Origin of the sequence: Paenibacillus sp. WLX2291, assembly GCF_046603665.1 — a bacterium.
Classification (GTDB): domain Bacteria; phylum Bacillota; class Bacilli; order Paenibacillales; family Paenibacillaceae; genus Saccharibacillus.
The window spans coordinates 1,223,940-1,241,117 of record NZ_CP176755.1; the positions used below are offsets into that span (position 1 = coordinate 1,223,940).

The 17,178-nt window shown below is 50.0% G+C and carries 8 protein-coding genes; 4 read left to right on the forward strand and 4 right to left on the reverse strand.

Annotated features, from left to right (window positions below; all coding sequences use genetic code 11):
* Nucleotides 1–208: 208 nt before the first annotated feature.
* Complete coding sequence (locus tag ACDE64_RS05310) at nucleotides 209–1,384, reverse strand: GNAT family N-acetyltransferase (RefSeq protein WP_411349237.1); 1,176 nt, start codon at nucleotides 1,382–1,384, stop codon at nucleotides 209–211.
* 457 nt (nucleotides 1,385–1,841) lie between these two features.
* On the reverse strand, nucleotides 1,842–3,410 hold the full coding sequence (gene pruA / locus ACDE64_RS05315) for an L-glutamate gamma-semialdehyde dehydrogenase (protein WP_411349238.1): 1,569 nt from the start codon (nucleotides 3,408–3,410) through the stop codon (nucleotides 1,842–1,844).
* 220 nt (nucleotides 3,411–3,630) lie between these two features.
* Here pruA and ACDE64_RS05320 point away from each other — a divergent pair, with 220 nt between their 5' ends.
* Nucleotides 3,631–5,400 carry a sigma-54 interaction domain-containing protein gene (locus ACDE64_RS05320; RefSeq protein WP_411349239.1) on the forward strand — a complete coding sequence of 590 codons (1,770 nt, stop codon included), beginning with the start codon at nucleotides 3,631–3,633 and terminating at the stop codon, nucleotides 5,398–5,400.
* Nucleotides 5,401–5,504: 104 nt separating this feature from the next.
* Here ACDE64_RS05320 and ACDE64_RS05325 read toward each other — a convergent pair whose 3' ends face one another.
* Together ACDE64_RS05325 and ACDE64_RS05330 are read right to left on the reverse strand one after the other, a co-directional pair.
* Nucleotides 5,505–6,419 (reverse strand): proline dehydrogenase family protein, encoded by a 915-nt coding sequence (locus ACDE64_RS05325; RefSeq protein WP_411349240.1) that lies wholly within the window; start codon nucleotides 6,417–6,419, stop codon nucleotides 5,505–5,507.
* A gap of 371 nt (nucleotides 6,420–6,790) precedes the next feature.
* Nucleotides 6,791–8,437 (reverse strand): methyl-accepting chemotaxis protein, encoded by a 1,647-nt coding sequence (locus ACDE64_RS05330; protein WP_411349241.1) that lies wholly within the window; start codon nucleotides 8,435–8,437, stop codon nucleotides 6,791–6,793.
* Nucleotides 8,438–8,782: 345 nt separating this feature from the next.
* Between ACDE64_RS05330 and ACDE64_RS05335 the strand changes: the two genes are divergently transcribed.
* From ACDE64_RS05335 to ACDE64_RS05345, 3 genes are all read left to right on the forward strand, one after another.
* A complete protein-coding gene (locus tag ACDE64_RS05335; protein ID WP_411345460.1) occupies nucleotides 8,783–10,018 on the forward strand; it encodes an aminopeptidase in 1,236 nt (411 codons plus the stop codon).
* Nucleotides 10,019–10,575: 557 nt separating this feature from the next.
* Complete coding sequence (locus ACDE64_RS05340; protein WP_411349242.1) at nucleotides 10,576–12,963, forward strand: glycoside hydrolase family 3 N-terminal domain-containing protein; 2,388 nt, start codon at nucleotides 10,576–10,578, stop codon at nucleotides 12,961–12,963.
* Nucleotides 12,964–13,232: 269 nt separating this feature from the next.
* On the forward strand, nucleotides 13,233–17,168 hold the full coding sequence (locus tag ACDE64_RS05345; protein ID WP_411349243.1) for an alpha-mannosidase: 3,936 nt from the start codon (nucleotides 13,233–13,235) through the stop codon (nucleotides 17,166–17,168).
* Nucleotides 17,169–17,178 lie beyond the last annotated feature (10 nt).

Sequence of the window (17,178 nt, forward strand, 5' to 3'; positions counted from 1 at the left end):
CCTCCAACCTCCAACCTCCAACCTCCAACCTCCTAATATTTTTTAACATGTTACTCAGTTTACTAGACGCTACAGAAGTGGGTAGCAGATATTCTGAAAAGGCATATGCATGGGATGGTTAGTGGTTGTTTTTCTTGTATTGATATAGTGTTTCTGGGTAGCTTAGATATTGGCTTAGTGTGTTCCAAATGCTGCTTTCTATGCTACTTTAGATAAAATACAGTCCGTACATGTACGGGAGGGCTATGGTGGGGAAGGGGAGGTTGTGTTGGGACAGGGCTTCGGTGTATGGGTTGAACAGGAGGGAGCAGAGGTCCTGATCATTTGGGATGGGATAGTTGCCCTTTGGTGTTTGTAAGGTGTAGCTATTGTCTTCGTTGATGGTGATTTGGATGTTTTCGTCTTTGGCGAGTCCATGTAGTAAGCCGGTTTGGGATAGTAAGGCTCCGCTGTTGATGATCATCATGGTGCCGCCGTTGCGGATGGCGGAGACGGTGGCTCCTGCTTCTTGTGCGGTCGTAAGCATCGGTTGTTCTTGCCATGGAATGGTGGCAGACAGGGAATCCAGTTGAAAACGGCGGATGGCTTCGCCCCAGAGTTCGCGCACGGCGTCGGGTCTGCCTGCCCATTCGATAACAGAGCCGTGGCGAGGTTCGTTGATGGCATTTGTAGTGTCTGTTGGATGGGAAGTAGCGGTAGAATCAGCAGCGTTGGCAAGGTTGGCAGGAATAGAGAAAATCGCAAAGGCGGCGATTCCATTAGGAGTCGCGGCGACGAGAATATGTTGTTGTTGGCGATTGACGTGTGCCATCGCTTCGGCGTGGATCATGAGTTGCATTTCGCTTAGGCTCATATTGACGTGAGCGCTTGGGCGTTGGAGCAAAGCATGTACAGCAAAAATATCCTGTGCTTCCAGCGGGCGGATGTCCCACAGATGGGAGGATTGCCATTGCGATGATATGTCAGCGGAGATGGTCGCCTGATGAATATGACCGAAAAATTGGCTACCTGCACGCGTATACAAGGAACGATCTCCAGAAATGAACAGCACCGCTGCACCTGCGGCAATGGCATGCTGTTTGCATTGCTCCAGCAATTGCCCGGCAAGCCGCTGCCCGCGATACTCAGGATGGGTGCATACTGCTCCGATGGAAAAGGCAGACAATATCTGTTGACCAGACGTGATCTGCACAGGCACAAGCCCCATAAAGGAAACAAGCTGCCCCTCTTCTGTAAATGCTCCATATGAATGGCTGATGCCTGGACGAAACAGCGTCGGAAAGCAATGTCCCATATACCGTTCTCCCGTTTCACAAAAGACCTGTTCTGCTAATTCTACGGCGAATGGCAATTCCTCATTATGTACTCTACGAATATTCATCATCCTAATTCCTCCTTGGAATCATTCACTTTATCAGATCATACATTCAACATACCGATTTAAAAGTTAAAGCGCTATAACTTTTGTGTATAACAATAGAGTTGTATATGGCAAGATAACGGTCGACGACAAAAAAGGAACACGCTGTCATTGTGACTGATTTACACACAAAGTGCAACAATGACAGCATATCCCGATGGTTGGATCACCTATTTACTTCAACAACATTCCATGCTTCAACATCATATAATTAATATGTTATGCAGCATGCTTGCACAACTTACACAGCTAATACATATCCTGCTTACGTTATATCTACGCAGTTAATGCGTATTATATCTACTCAGCCAATGCGTATTATGCTTATGCAACTAATGGATATCATACTTACGTAATTCACATCCATCGCCCTATTGTGCTGCTCGTACCTGCACAATCTGAGCCTTCCCGTGCGAATGAATTACAGTTTGCGGGAAGTCAGCTTTGCTTGAGTAAACAGCAGCAGATAATCATGTCCGCCAGCTTTGGAGTCCGTACCCGACATATTGAATCCGCCAAATGGATGCGCTCCAACGAGTGCGCCTGTACATTTGCGATTGATATACAGATTGCCGCAATGCATCTTGTTCAGAGCTTCACTGATCCGCTCTTCATTGGTGGAAAAGAAGGAGCCGGTCAATCCAAACTCGGTATCATTATAAATGTCGATTGCTTCGCGGTAATCATCGGCAGGGCAAAGCGCCAGCACTGGTCCGAAAATCTCTTCCTGCATTACACGCGCGTTACGATTCACATCGGCGATAATCGTCGGCTGGATATAGTAGCCGTTGCCATCAGCCCGTTTGCCACCTGCCAGCAGGCGACCTTCGGTTTTGCCGATCTCGATATAATTCATGATTTTATCGCATGAAGCCTGATCAATGACCGGTCCAGCGGGATAATTATCCTCTGGTAAGCCGCTGGACAGTTTACTAGTCAGGGTGACGATCTTCTGAACGAGCTCGTCATAGACTGAGCGTACGATTACTGCGCGCGAACCAGCAGAACATTTTTGCCCTTGAAAGCCGAAGGCGGAGGAAACAATCGCCTGTGCTGCTGCATCCAGATCTGCCGTTTCATCAACAACGATACCGTCCTTGCCGCCCATCTCTGCGATCAGGCGCTTAATCCAGATTTGTCCATCCGCCGTATCGGCAGTTAATTTGCTAATACGTAGTCCAACTTCCTTGGAGCCGGTAAAGCTGACGAACCGTGTGTGTGCATGGGTGGTCAGATAGTCGCCCACTTCAGCACCGCTACCCGGTACATAATTGATCACACCCGGCGGCAAGCCGATTTCTTCCATCAGCTCTACAAAGGCGTGTGCAATAGCAGGCGTAGTAGAAGCCGGTTTGAGCAAGACGGTATTACCGGATACGATTGCCGCTGTCGTCATACCAACGCAGATCGCCAGCGGGAAGTTCCACGGTGGAATGACGATGCCAACACCGAGTGGAATGTAGGACAGGCGGTTATCTTCGCCAGCGACAGCAGTGAGTGGCTGTGTCTCATTGATCTGATCCAACCGAATCATTTCGCGTGCGTAAAATTCCATAAAATCAATCGCTTCCGCTGTATCGGCATCGGCTTCTGCGTAATTTTTGCCGGATTCCAGAATCATTAATGCGGAAAATTCGTGCTTGCGCTCACGCATCAATTGAGCGGCATGAAACAGGTAGTCGGCGCGCTGACGAGGGGGTACGGTTTTCCACGTTTCAAAGGTGGACAATGCCGTTTGCATCGCTTGCTCTGCCAGTTCGCGATTTGCCTTGCTGACATGGGCAATGATCTGATCGGTATCGCCCGGGTTGATGGAAGTAATCACATCATCGGTGAAGATTTGTTCACCGCCGATATGCAGCGGAATCTTGCGTCCCAGTTCACTTTTTACTTTGTCCAGTGCTTTTTTCATGGCATCGCGGTTTTGCGGTACGCTAAAATCAACAAATGCTTCATTGGCAAACGGTTTGATATTCGTCACTTTACTCATGATCCATATCCCCTTTCGGATGGTTAAGCCTGATGAAATAAAATCGGTTGATGGACGAAGCTTCCTGTTCAAGCATCAATGGCAGATGAACAGTCGTTCCGAACGTAGCAACAGTGATGAGCAATTCCCGCCATGCCTTGCACAGCGGTATGTTGGCGGTTGTAAGGAATAGCAAGCTCATGTAAAATGGATACAAAATAACACGAAGTGAGAGGTTGTCATGTTCAATAATGAACAGATTGTGATGGAAACTACATGGACACAGTTGAATATACAGGATGAGCGTGACACACTGCTGCAACTGCTCGAAGACGGTCAAGCGGTATACGTGCACACATCGGACGACAAGCATTATTTATGGACAGCGGACGATCTGACGTTCTGGCGCAATTGGGACGGGACATTGCATGATGGTGTTCGTTTGTTTGCACCTTCAACCCTTGTGAATGTTGCTTCGCTACAGCACGGCAATGATGACCAGTCGTGGCTGCCTGCATCGATCCAGCGTCCACTGCTCCTGACGGATACCGACAACAACGATGTGCTCATCGGTTGGTTGACGGCTCGGCAAGTTGTCCAGCAACTTGTTACGAACAAGCGTCGTGCGGAATTGTATCTGGATGTATTACTGGATACGATGACCGATGCAGTCACTGCCATTGACCGCGATGGTACGGTGCTCTGCTGGAACGAGATGGCTGCGGACATGTACGGCATTCCACGCGAGCGCATGATTGGACGCAAAATCAGTGATCATTTTAACCCGGAATCGCTCATGCTATTGCAGGTGCTGGACAAAGGGCGTCGGGTGCGCAATATGTACCACCAGTCGTCGGAAGGCACACATGTGCTTATCAATGCTTCGCCGATTGTGGACGATGCGGGTCATATTGTTGGCGGGCTGGCGTCAGAGCAAGATATTACGCATCTGGTCAAATTAAATCAGGAGCTATCTTCGGCACAGGTAAGCATTCACGAGACATTGCCGCGCGGCGATGATCCATTCACTCTGATGGACGGGCAAAGTCACAGCATTAGCAAGGTGGTACGGATCGGCAAGAAGGTCGCTGAACTGAATACACCAGTACTGCTGTATGGTGAACCCGGCTCTGGCAAAGAACAGCTTGCACGCGCTATTCATCTGGCAGGTGCCTACAGCGATGCTCCATTTCTAAGTATTAACTGTGGCGCGATTCCACCGGGGCTACTGGATAGCGAGCTGTTTGGCTTTATCGGTGGTACCTATTCTGGGCAAGATATTCAGGAAGCAGGCAAATTGGAGCAGGCAGGTTACGGCACCTTATTTCTGAACGAGATTCATCGTCTCACCCCGGAGATGCAGAACAAGTTATACCGCGCGCTGCAATCCCGTTCCTTCCGCCGGTATGGCGGTCAGGAGGAATTACCGCTGCATACGCGGATCATCGCCGCCAGTCGTTCCGATCTGGAGCAGCTAGTTGCCGCCGGACAATTCAGTTCGGAGCTGTATTATGCACTCGGCGTTGTTAGCATTACCGTCCCCCCGCTGCGTGAACGTAGAGAGGATATCGCGATTTTGGTACACATGTACTTGCGCGAATTTGCCATGCAATACCGTAAATCGTTACCGAAAGCAGCACCGGATGTGATGTTCGCTTTTGCCCGTTACGATTGGCCGGGCAATGTCGCTGAGCTGAGAGCAGTGATCGAACGCTGCGTCATTTTGAGCGATCATGACGAGTTGCAGCCAGAGCTATTGCCGGATGCTTTTCAGAAATTTCTGCATCTGCCGACGACAGCGCCTGTTACACTTCCGCCTCGATCTACGAGCTCTAGCGAAGCTCCTGTGCGGCATCAAGGATTAAAAGCTCGCATTACAGATGAAGAGGAGAAGGAACGTATTCAAGAGGCGATTCGCAGTGCGTCTGGTAACAAAAGCACTGCTGCTCGCATGCTAGGCATCTCACGCGGTACGCTGTACAACAAGATGACCAAGCATCAGCTGCTTTGACGACAGCAGATGTACCGATCGGAATGTACAATCTTCCATACTAGCCAGTCATCCTGCCGTCCGTTTGTTCATGCACAGTGATTGCATGAGGAACGGACGGCTTTTTAACGAAATAGATTTTTCATCACAAACCATACATTGGCTGGGCGTTCGGCAAGACGGCGCATGTTGTAGCCAAACCAGTCGCGTCCATACGGCACGTATACGCGCACTTTGTAGCCTTCCTGCACAAGTCGCTTTTGCAAATCTTCGCAAATGCCATACAGCATTTGAAATTCAAATTGCTCCAGCGGAATGCCGCGCTCGCTAACCGTTTTTTTGACAAATCGGACGATTGTCTCATCGTGGGTAGCAATCGCGGTATAATTGCCGTTGCGCAGATGTTGGAGAATGATGCTGCGGTAATTGGCATCGACGTCCTCTTTGGCGGGAAATGCGACGGTTGCTGGTTCTTTGTAAGCGCCTTTGACCAATCGCAGATTCGCATGCAGTGCATTCAATTGCTCCACATCTTCCGATGTACGGAACAGATATGCCTGCAATACGATCCCTACATTGTCAAACGATTGTCTCAATTCCCGATACACATCAAGCGCTGGCTGGCAATGCGAATAATCCTCCATATCGATCCGAACAAAGTTACCATAACTGCGCGCCCGTTCTACGATCTGCCGCATATTGTCCAGACAGAGCTGGCGATCAAGATCCAGCCCTAGCGAAGTCAGCTTGAGCGACAGATTGGATTGCACACCACTGCTGTGTACAGCATCCAATGTTGCCAGACACATCTGAAGGGATTCCAGTGCTTCCTCGCGTGTGGAAATGAATTCACCCAGATGATCCAAAGTTGCCAATCGTCCATCCAGATTCAACTGCCGCACCGCCTGAATCGCTTCTTCAATGGTAACGCCTGCAACAAACCGTTTGGCACCAAAGCGCAAACCGTACTTTTTTGCCATCCGATTCGCTGACGGATTTTTGGCTAGGGATTGAAACACATTGCGAAGCATCGTTTCCATAATACCCCTCTTTTCCACAATAACTGGTTGAATACACTTTCATTCTAGTCAGTCTAATAAATAATGTACACAAAAATGTTCAAAATAATACGAAAAAGTGTGAAAAAGTTTGTTTATCTTTGATTAATTGTTCAATATTGAACAATTGGGCGAGTTATTCTTAACCTAGTCTGAGAGAGCGAGAATGAAAGGTCGAAAACCAATACAACGAAAACCAATACAGCAAAAACCAAGATAGCAAAACGAAAGCATATAAAATCAAAACATCGAGAACCTCGCTGTCTGCAATCGTCAAAAGCAAAAGAAAGCTCCCTTCATAGAGATGAATGAAGGGAGCTTTGAGTGATGTTATAGAGGTTGGATGGATATTGTTAAGCGATATCAGCGACGGCAGTAGTCGAAGCACGATGAGCATGCAATCGGTTATGGGAATCAGAGTCAACGTTCTGAAGCGAATGAGTGGATGAGCGGGAGTGAGTATCATGTTGCTGGCTGAATTGCTGCATAAGGTCGCTCAGCTGGTCGCCCATTTTGTTTAATTGATCGGCTTCGTTACGTACTGCATAGCTATGTTCCAGTTGCTGATTGACTGTGCCAGCAACCATTTGCTGACTGTCTAGCGATTGCTGGATCATCTCGGTCACATAATGTGTCGCTTCATTCACTGCTTCCGCATTGCGATCCAGCTCCAGTGTACGCGTCGTGATCTGCTCTACCTGCTGACCATTAAGCTTGGTCGCTTCCACAATATGACGGAATGTCTCATGCGTCTGCCGCACATCATCCAGCGTCAGGCGCATTTGCTGTGCACCGCGTTCGGATGATTGCAGCGCATTGCCGGTCGCGCCAGTGAACTCGTTAATGATGGCGGACATGCGTTGCAGTGCATCCGCGGTTTCGATAGATAGCTTTTTCACTTGTTGGGCGACAACGGCGAAGCTTTTACCGTGTTCACCAGCGCGTGCAGCTTCGATGGAAGCGTTCAGCGATAACAGATTCGTTTCCTCGGCAAGGTGAGCGATAATGCCGATAAAGCGGGCAATTTCCTGTGCGCGATCATCGACACCGTGAATCCCGGCAGCCATTTGCTCCACATCGGATTGCAAAGAAGCTATACGCTCAGTGATCTGATCCAGCGATTGTCTGCCATGTTGGGCACGATCAATCGTTGTCGCGGACGATTGGCGCAGCTGTTCGAGTGCGCTGGCGATATCGTGAATGGCAGCAGTCATACGATTCAGCTTGTCCTCGCTCTGCTGTTGGGAAGGCAGCAATTGACTTGTCGCGGCGCTGCTAATCTGCTCAACGGAACGGGCGATTTCTTCGGACAGCAGGACGAGCGATTGCGAACTGGTCTGCAAGGAACTAGCGGATTGCTCCATATACTGTCCGGTATGTTGCAGATTGTTCAGGGCGGTACGATTCAGCTCATCGGCGCTATGCTTCTGAGCTTCTAGCGAACGGGTCGTCCGATGCTTGGTCACAATGAGCAGACTGGCAGCAGCGCTGGTCAGCAGCAAGAATACAGCGTGAATGAGCAGCAGGGAGAAGGAATAATTCATATGCCCACAGATTAGCTCTGGAAAGAGGAAGAAGCCTGCGATATGATGCACCGCAAAAATTACCGTCGTCAGCAGTACCAGTTTTAACGAATCGTAAAAGGCGACAAAAGCGACGACCATAAATACGGAAAAGTGGTACTCGACCAATCCGTCACCAGCAGCAATCAGCGCGATACTACCAAAGGTCAGAATCAACGTATTGAGTACGGGCAGATAAGCGTGCATAGGCTGTTTGGCGAATAGGCTCAGCGACACGAGGAACAGAATAAGCGGAATAGCGAGCAATACATAACGCATCGGTTGCACATGATCCATACTGCCGTGCGACATATGATCCATGTCCATATTCATAGGAACGGGAATGATGGTAGTAAACGTATGCAGCGCAAACACGATAAAAGAGAGCGCTACCGTAACCAGGCATAACATGTTCATAACTTTGTTTTTTTCATACATCAATGAGGGGCTCCTTTGGGCATCAAGATCGTTGGTGGGGTAGAGATGACATGCAGGGTGATGTCGGATGGGGGATTACACGGTATAATGAGGAGATGGTGACGCTGTATATCCTTCATGACCTGTTTCGTATCCGGTGTATCACTTCACAGATACCTTATACACTGAAAAGTTTAAAATTGAATCAATGGTTTTGTTCGATATTATAGGACGTTATTCAGTAGAAAGAAATTGTTTTCGACAAAATTCATCAAATCTACATTCAATTTTGTCAAATACAAAAACAGGTGTTTAAACAAGGAAACAGATGTAAGGATTTTAGCGACAGAGAAGGGGATAGAACGAATGAGTACATTGACAAACATGTTAGAAAAATACGCCGAACTGGTGATCAAAGTAGGAGTGAATATTCAGCCCGGACAGGTGCTTATCGTCAATGCACCGCTGGAGACCGCCGATCTGACAAGACTGATCGTTGCCAAAGCGTACGATGCTGGTGCCAAATACGTAATCGTAGATTGGGATGATGAAGCCGTTACCCGCATTCGCTATGAGCACGCCGCAGACGATACCTTTGACTACTATCCGCAATGGCAGGCGGAAATGATGGAGAAGTTTGCTCAAGAGGGCGGAGCGATTCTACGTATCAAAGTACCGAATCCTGAGCTGTTCACTGGCATCGATTCGTGGAAGGTGTCCACTTCGGTCAAAGCAGCGGCGATTGCTAATGAGAAGTATAGCGTCTTCACCCGCAACAGCCGCATTAGCTGGTCGCTGATCAAAGCGCCAACAGCCGCATGGGCGAACAAAGTGTACGCCGACCTGCCGGAAGCTGAACGCATCCCGGCAATGTGGGAAGCAATCTTCATGATGAATCGGGTCAAAGCGGACAATGATCCGGTTGCCGCATGGCGCGAGCATATTGAACATCTGCGTCAGGGCAAAAACCTGTTAAACGGCAAACAATACAAAAGTCTACATTATCGCGCGCCCGGAACTGATCTGCATGTCCAGCTGCCGCAAGGTCATCTGTGGCGCAGCGGCGGTGGAGAGAATGAAGCGGGCGTCTATTTTGTCGCTAATATGCCGACAGAGGAAGTATATTCGATGCCGCATCGCAATGGCGTGAACGGCACAGTTACGAGTACGATGCCGCTCAATCTGAACGGTCGTCTAGTCGAGGGCATTCAATTAACCTTCAAAGATGGCAAAGTGGTGGAATATGATGCAACATCCGGTCGCGAGCATCTGACTTCGCTTCTGGAAACGGATGAGGGCGCACTGCATCTGGGCGAAGTGGCATTAGTGCCGTATGATTCGCCAATCTCGAACCTGAACCGTATTTTCTACAATACAGGTATCGATGAGAATGCGTCCTGCCACTTTGCGCTGGGCAGTGCGTATCCGACCAATCTGGAAGGCGGCACCAAGATGAGCAAGCAGGAACTACTGGATCACGGCGCTAATGTTAGTCTGACACACGTCGACTTTATGGTCGGTTCGGCAGAGCTGGATATCGACGGCGAATTGCCAGACGGCACGATTGAACCAGTATTCCGCAAAGGCAACTGGGCGTACTGAAGGAAATGAATACTATCGCAGTGAAACGAAAAGAGCAGTGTCGTATGATGACGCTGCTCTTTTTTGTATTCCATTTCTATCATCTGAACGTATATCCGAACAGACATACAGAATGGTGAAATTCTTTTTATTTTGTGAAATTTTTTTTCATTTCTATCCATTTGGCAGAGCGTCTCTATGCTGTCATAGCCGAAGGATGATATGGTAAATGACGTATAATCGTTTGAAAATAGGGAATATGAAGGCTGAAAACATTACTATTTGCGATTTTTTTGGTATAAAGCAGAAAGGCGGCGATAGGAGTTGTAATTTCTGATATTCAATTATGTATGAAAATAATTTTTATAATAAAAAATAAATCTTTTATCGTTCTGAGACAGGTATCCCCGGTTCGAGGCAGAAATACTACACACAACCAGCCGCTGTCGGCATGTCCCGCGCGGAGCTGGAGCATCACCAAATAAACAACACAGGATTGCGCCGCAGCCAGACACATTCTACATTCCACCAATCGCACAGGCAGCCGCGCCACGAAAGGATCAAAGGTGACTATACACATGAGTTACAAAGACCCATCGACACCGTTGCAGGAACGGGTACAGGATTTGCTGGCACAGATGACGCAGGATGAGAAGATCGGACAATTGGTGCAGCCATTCGGCTGGCGCATGTTTGACAAACAGGAAGATGGCACAATTACGCTGACAGAAGCGTTCAAAGAAGATATTGTCGCTGGCAAGATCGGCGCATTGTATGCAGCCTTGCGCGCCGATCCGTGGACAGAGGTTACTCTGGAAACCGGGCTGTCCCCGCGCGAAGGTGCGGCGGCGCTGAATGCTATTCAGAAATTCGTCATTGAGAACTCGCGGCTAGGCATTCCACTTATGTTTGGTGAGGAATGTTCGCATGGACATATGGCAATTGGCGCTACCGTTTATCCAGTGCCATTATTGGCAGCGAGTACATGGAACCCGGAGCTGTATGAGCAGATGTGTCATGCAGTGGCAGTGGAGACGCGTAGCCAGGGCGGCGTAGCAACGTATTCGCCAGTGCTGGATATTGTGCGCGATCCACGCTGGGGGCGCACCGAGGAAACGTATGGCGAAGATCCGTATCTCGCATCACAGTTAGCAATGGCGGCAGTGCGAGGACTACAAGGAGAATCGCTGGACGGACCGGATAGTGTGATTGCAACGCTGAAGCATTTTGCCGGATATGGCGCGTCTGAAGGCGGACGCAATGCGGCACCTGTACATATGGGCATGAAGGAATTGCACGAAGTCGATCTGATGCCATTCCGCAAAGCGGTAGAAGCGGGCGCGATCTCGATCATGACCGCGTATAACGAAATCGACGGCGTGCCATGTACGTCAAGCGATTATTTGCTGGATGAGGTGCTGCGCAAGCAGTGGGGATTTGACGGTTTTGTCATTACGGATGCGAGTGCGATGAATATGCTTGTAGGTGGCTACAACATCGTAGAAACAGGTGAGCAGGCAACCGCCCTTTCCTTGAAAGCAGGCATCGATCTGGAAATGTCGGGATATATGTTTGGTAAATATCTAAAATCCGCGTTGGAGCAGGGCATCGCCGACGAAGCGCATCTGGATCAGGCAGTGAGCCGTCTGCTAGAGATCAAATTCCGATTGGGGCTGTTTGACCATCCGTATGTCGATCCTGACCGCGCAGAACGTGTGATTCATTCGCCCGAGCATGTAGAGTTAGCACGCGAAGTAGCTCGTCAAGGCATTATTTTGCTGAAAAACGATGCTTCGGCACTGCCACTCTCCGCTACACATACAGGTAACATCGCCGTCATCGGACCGAATGCTAACAAGCCGTACAATCAGCTTGGCGATTACACATCACCGCAACCAGCTGGCAAAGTAATAACGCCGCTGGAAGGCATTCGTCAGCAGCTGGCAGACGCCGGACAGGAAGAACGCCTATTGTATGCACCGGGTTGCCGGATCAAGGACGGTTCGCTGGAAGGGATTCCATATGCACTGGAAATCGCGGAGCAGGCAGAAACGGTCATACTCGTGCTAGGCGGTTCCAGTGCGCGTGATTTTGGCGAAGGAACGATCGATCTGCGTACCGGGCAATCGCTTGTGCATGATTCTGAGGAGAGCGATATGGAGAGCGGCGAAGGCATCGACCGTGTTGATCTCAATCTCGCGGGCGCACAGCTGGAGCTGTTCAAGCAAATACAAGCACTAGGCAAAAAGCTGATCGTCGTTTACATCAACGGTCGTCCGGTATCTGAGCCGTGGATCGACGAGCATGCGCATGCGATTGTCGAGGCATGGTATCCGGGGCAGGAAGGTGGGCATGCGCTGGCGGAAATTCTATTTGGTCAAGTCAATCCGTCCGGTCGATTAACGATCTCGGTACCGAAACATGTTGGGCAATTGCCGGTGTATTACAATAGCAAGCGCACCCGTGGCAAGCGTTACCTAGAGATGGATCTGCAACCAGCGTATCCGTTTGGACATGGATTGAGCTATACGACATTCGCCTATGCAGAGCCTGTCGTGCGTCAGATCAACGTTTCGCTGGCAGCGATTCAGGCAACGACTGCGGCACAGGCAGTGTCAGATGAACCGAACGCTTTGACACAGGCAAAACATACACTGTCAGCACTCATAGCCGAAGTGGATGTGGAGATTACGAATACCGGGGATGTAGCAGGTTGGGAAGTAGCACAGCTGTACATCTCCGATCTGGTCGCTACGTTTACACGACCAGAGAAGGAGCTGAAGGGATTTGCCCGCGTATATTTGGAGCCGGGCGAGACGAAGACAGTTACGTTTACGATTACGACCGAGCATCTGGAACTAGTCACTTCCAGTCTGGAACGAATCGTGGAGCGTGGTGAGTTTCATTTGCAAATTGGGGGCAGTTCAGCGGCTGGACAGGTCGTCTCGCTCACGATTACGAACTGAATATGATTGTGTCATGAATGCATCACATATCTCGCATATATCCCCTCAACCCGCATGGCGAAAGGGATAGCATATGACACATACTCGCTCATATCTGACATATTGTATCCGTAAGGCACGTATAGCATAATTCCGGTAAGCTGTACTGCCTGATCGCACTTAGGCACAGGCAGTACAGCACATCTATGTTGTCTCAGTAAATTAGGTATCTATCCTTACGTATTCATCCGTATCCGTCCCATCAACCTTGAACTTCAGGGAGGCACACTATGCATCGTATTCAACGATTTCTCAAACATCTGGCGACTCACGAGTGGCTGGAACAGATTGAACTGAAACAATGGACAGTAGAGGAAGTACGCTATATTACAGCCGGACGATATGAAGTGCTGAAGCCGCGCCAGACGAGCGATCTGACACTTCGGTCGACACACGGCATTACGTATATGCTGGAAACGGATATCGAAGTTCCGGAGGAATGGACAGGTCATCCGGCAGCTATTGTATTTAGTGCTGGTGGCGGCGAAGGATTGCTGAAGCTAAACGGTGAGTTGTACCACGGGTTGGATCGCAATCATCAATTTGTACCGCTGCGTACCGAACAGATCGGACAGACCTTACGGGCAGAGATTGAACTGTACGATCCGATTCCTGAGCCGCATGATCCGCTAAATGGTCAACCAGAATTCGTCGCTCCGCTGACGGGCTTCACTGCCAGTCTAGTCAGCATCAATGCCGGACTGCGCAGTCTGATGCACAGTGTGCGCCTGCTGCTGGATGTGTCACGTCGTTTGCCAGAAGGGGAGCTGCGTCGTACTGACATTGAGCATGCACTTATCGAGTGTATGCAGGCGGCGTATGATCTACCGCAGGAATCATGGAAATTGGAGCAGCCTTGGCTGCAATTGCAGCAGTTGTTGCAGGAGCGAGTAGGCAAATACGCGCCAGAAGCCGCTACCGATGGACGCATGATTATGGTTGGTCAATCGCATATCGATATCGCATGGCTGTGGCCAATTCGGGAAACTGTACGCAAAAGCAGCCGTACCTTTTCGACGATGTGTACGCTGCTGGAACAGTACCCGGAATTTGTCTACACTCAGAGTCAGCCGCAGCTGTTCGCATATGTGAAGGATCATTACCCGGAGCTGTATGTCAAGATCAAGCAATATGTTGCCGAAGGACGCTGGGAATTGGTAGGCGGCATGTGGGTCGAGCCGGATCTGAATATTCCGAGTGGCGAATCGCTGGCGCGTCAGTTATTGTATGGGCAGCGCTTTTACCGTGAAGAATTTGGACAGACGTCATCAATTGAGTGGTTGCCGGATACATTTGGTTATGCCGCTTCGTTGCCACAGTTGTTGCGGCAGGCAGAAATCCCTTATTTTATGACGACCAAGCTGAATTGGAATGATACGAATATATTCCCGTATGATCTGTTCCAGTGGGTAGGGATCGACGGCACGCCAGTATTGTCATATCTGAATCATGGAGTGAACGAACATACAACAGTCAAAGATATCGACGAGCATTGGACATCGTTCCGGCAAAAGGATATTCATCCAGAGCAAATGCTGCTATATGGACACGGTGACGGCGGCGGTGGCGTGACGGAGGAGATGGTCGAATACGTGCAGCACGCCCAGTGGATGATCGGTCAGCCCAAAGCTGAATTTGGTACGGCGAAGGAATTTTTTGACCATACATTGGAAAAGGGAGACGACCTTCCGGTCTGGCGCGGCGATCTGTATTTGGAGCTGCATCGCGGTACATATACGACCCAGGCATGGAACAAGCGCTACAATCGCAAAGCGGAAGTGCTGTATCGTGAAGCGGAAATCTGGGAACAACTGGCGTTACTGCATCTGAACCGCAGCAGTCTGGCGGCGAACGATAGTACTAGTGAAGCGGAAAAGGCAGACGTTCGTACGTTGGATGCCACAACAGCATCGACAAACGCACATTCGGCAGGAAACGATCCATATGCGGAACATATTCCGAACGATGTGATCGCTGCTGCAACTGATCCCGCTGGTGGAAATGCTGCACCTTCTCTAGCTGACGCCGCTGACGGCAATACTGTACCATCCGCAGCTGACTTTTCGGTTAGCCCGCTCATTCTGAACAAAGCGGATAATCATGCACCGATTACGGCAGAGCTGTTCCGAGCAGGATGGATCGGCATCATGCTGAATCAATTTCACGATATTGTGCCAGGATCGGCAATTACGGAAGTGTATCATACGTCAGATGTGGAATATGAGGAGATTTTACGTATCGGAGAAGGTGCTTTGGATCAGGCGCTGGCGCTTTGGACAGATTCGTTGTCATTGTCCGGTGAAGGCACACCGTATGCGGTATTCAACAGTCTCGGCTGGGAACGCGGCGAATGGGTGGATATTCAGGGCGACGACGATCTGGAGCATATCGCCGTGTACGATGATCAGGGGAATCCGCTGGCATTTGATATTATCGTCAACGAGCTGGCAGAACCAGTAGCAGAATTCCCAGCAGCACCGAAGCTACGATTTACCGCAGCCCGCAGCAAGCTGCCTGGACGCGTACCGTATGGAGCGCAGAATACAGAACCAACAGCACAGCAATCCACTATAGCAAATCAGAATTGTGATCACTTGCCAAACGCTAATCAAGAAGCAGCACCGAATCAGGATGCGGGTACATCTCCATTTACCCTGCGCATTCATGTGCCATCTATTCCTGCATTTGGCTATCGGGTGATCTGGCTACGTGGAAAAGAAACCGGGTTGTCATCCACTACAACGGTGCCGGATTATCAACCGGACGATCAACAAACGTACGAGCAATCAGATGTACATGAATACGAACACGAAGACGATGTGCAAAGTCCAGCGGATGTCGTGCTTGGCGCACAGGTTCCGGCAATCTGGGAAACGCCGTATTATAGCATTCGCTTTAACGAGCAGGGCGAGATCATTTCATTGTACGACCGGGAATACGAGCGCGAAGTGTTGAAGCCGGGGCAAGCGGGCAATGTATTCGGATATTACCACGACCGTCCGACCTTGTGGGATGCGTGGGATGTAGACCCGCATTTTGATAATCAGGTGGCAGGCAAGGCGAATCTAGTATCATCACGCGTCGTTATGAAAGGGCGCACTGGCGATATTTTGTATTTCCGCTGGGAGCTAGGTGGTTCGATCATTACCCAGGAAATGTATCTGTACAACCACCATCGGCGCATTGATTTTAAAACAGAAGTGAACTGGAATGAAAGTCATAAGCTGCTCAAAGTCGAATTCCCGGTCGATCTGATCGCCGAGCAAGCGACGTATGAGATTCCGTTCGGCGCACTGGAACGGACGATGAACAACAATACGTCATGGGAGCGTGCACAATTCGAAGTGTGCGGACATCGCTGGGCAGACGTGTCGGAAGGCAATTACGGCGTTAGCCTGCTTAACGATTGCAAATACGGCTATGACATCAAGCATGCACGCCTGCGCCTTTCACTATTGCGTGCGCCAAAATGGCCGGATGGAGAAGCCGATATTGGGCAGCATGAATTTACGTACTCACTGCTTCCGCATGGCGGCAACTGGCGTGAAGCATACACTGTCCGCGCAGCAGCAGAGCTGAACCAACCGGCACCAGTGCGGACGATTGCGTATACATCAGCCGCTGACGCCACCATTGCTACGCAGTCGCAGTCGCAGTCGCAGTCGCAGTCGCAGTCGCAGTCGCAGTCGCAGTCGCAGTCGCAGTCGCAGTCGCAGTCGCAGTCGCAGTCGCAGTCGCAGTCGCAGTCGCAGTCGCAGTCGCAGTCGCAGTCGCAGTCGCAGTCGCAGTCGCAGTCGCAGTCGCAGTCGCAGTCGCAGTCGCAGTCGCAGTCGCAGTCGCAGTCGCAGTCGCAGTCGGCGAACGGTGGCGTCCCATCGCTGCTGGACTACACCAGCGAGCATGTCCTGCTGGATAGCATCAAACCGGCAGAGGACGGTGACGGTACGATTTTCCGATTGTACGAATCGTCTGGCAGTCGGTGTGCAGCTACTCTTCGTCTGGGAAACTGGACAACGTCGGAGCATAATCATAACGGGCAATGGATATTGACCAATCTGCTAGAAGATGAAAAGGAACAGCTGGAATCCGCAGATGGCGTAATGACACTGTCCTTTAAACCATACGAGATCAAAACGCTGAAATGGAAAGTAGGGACAACGCAATGACACAACCGAT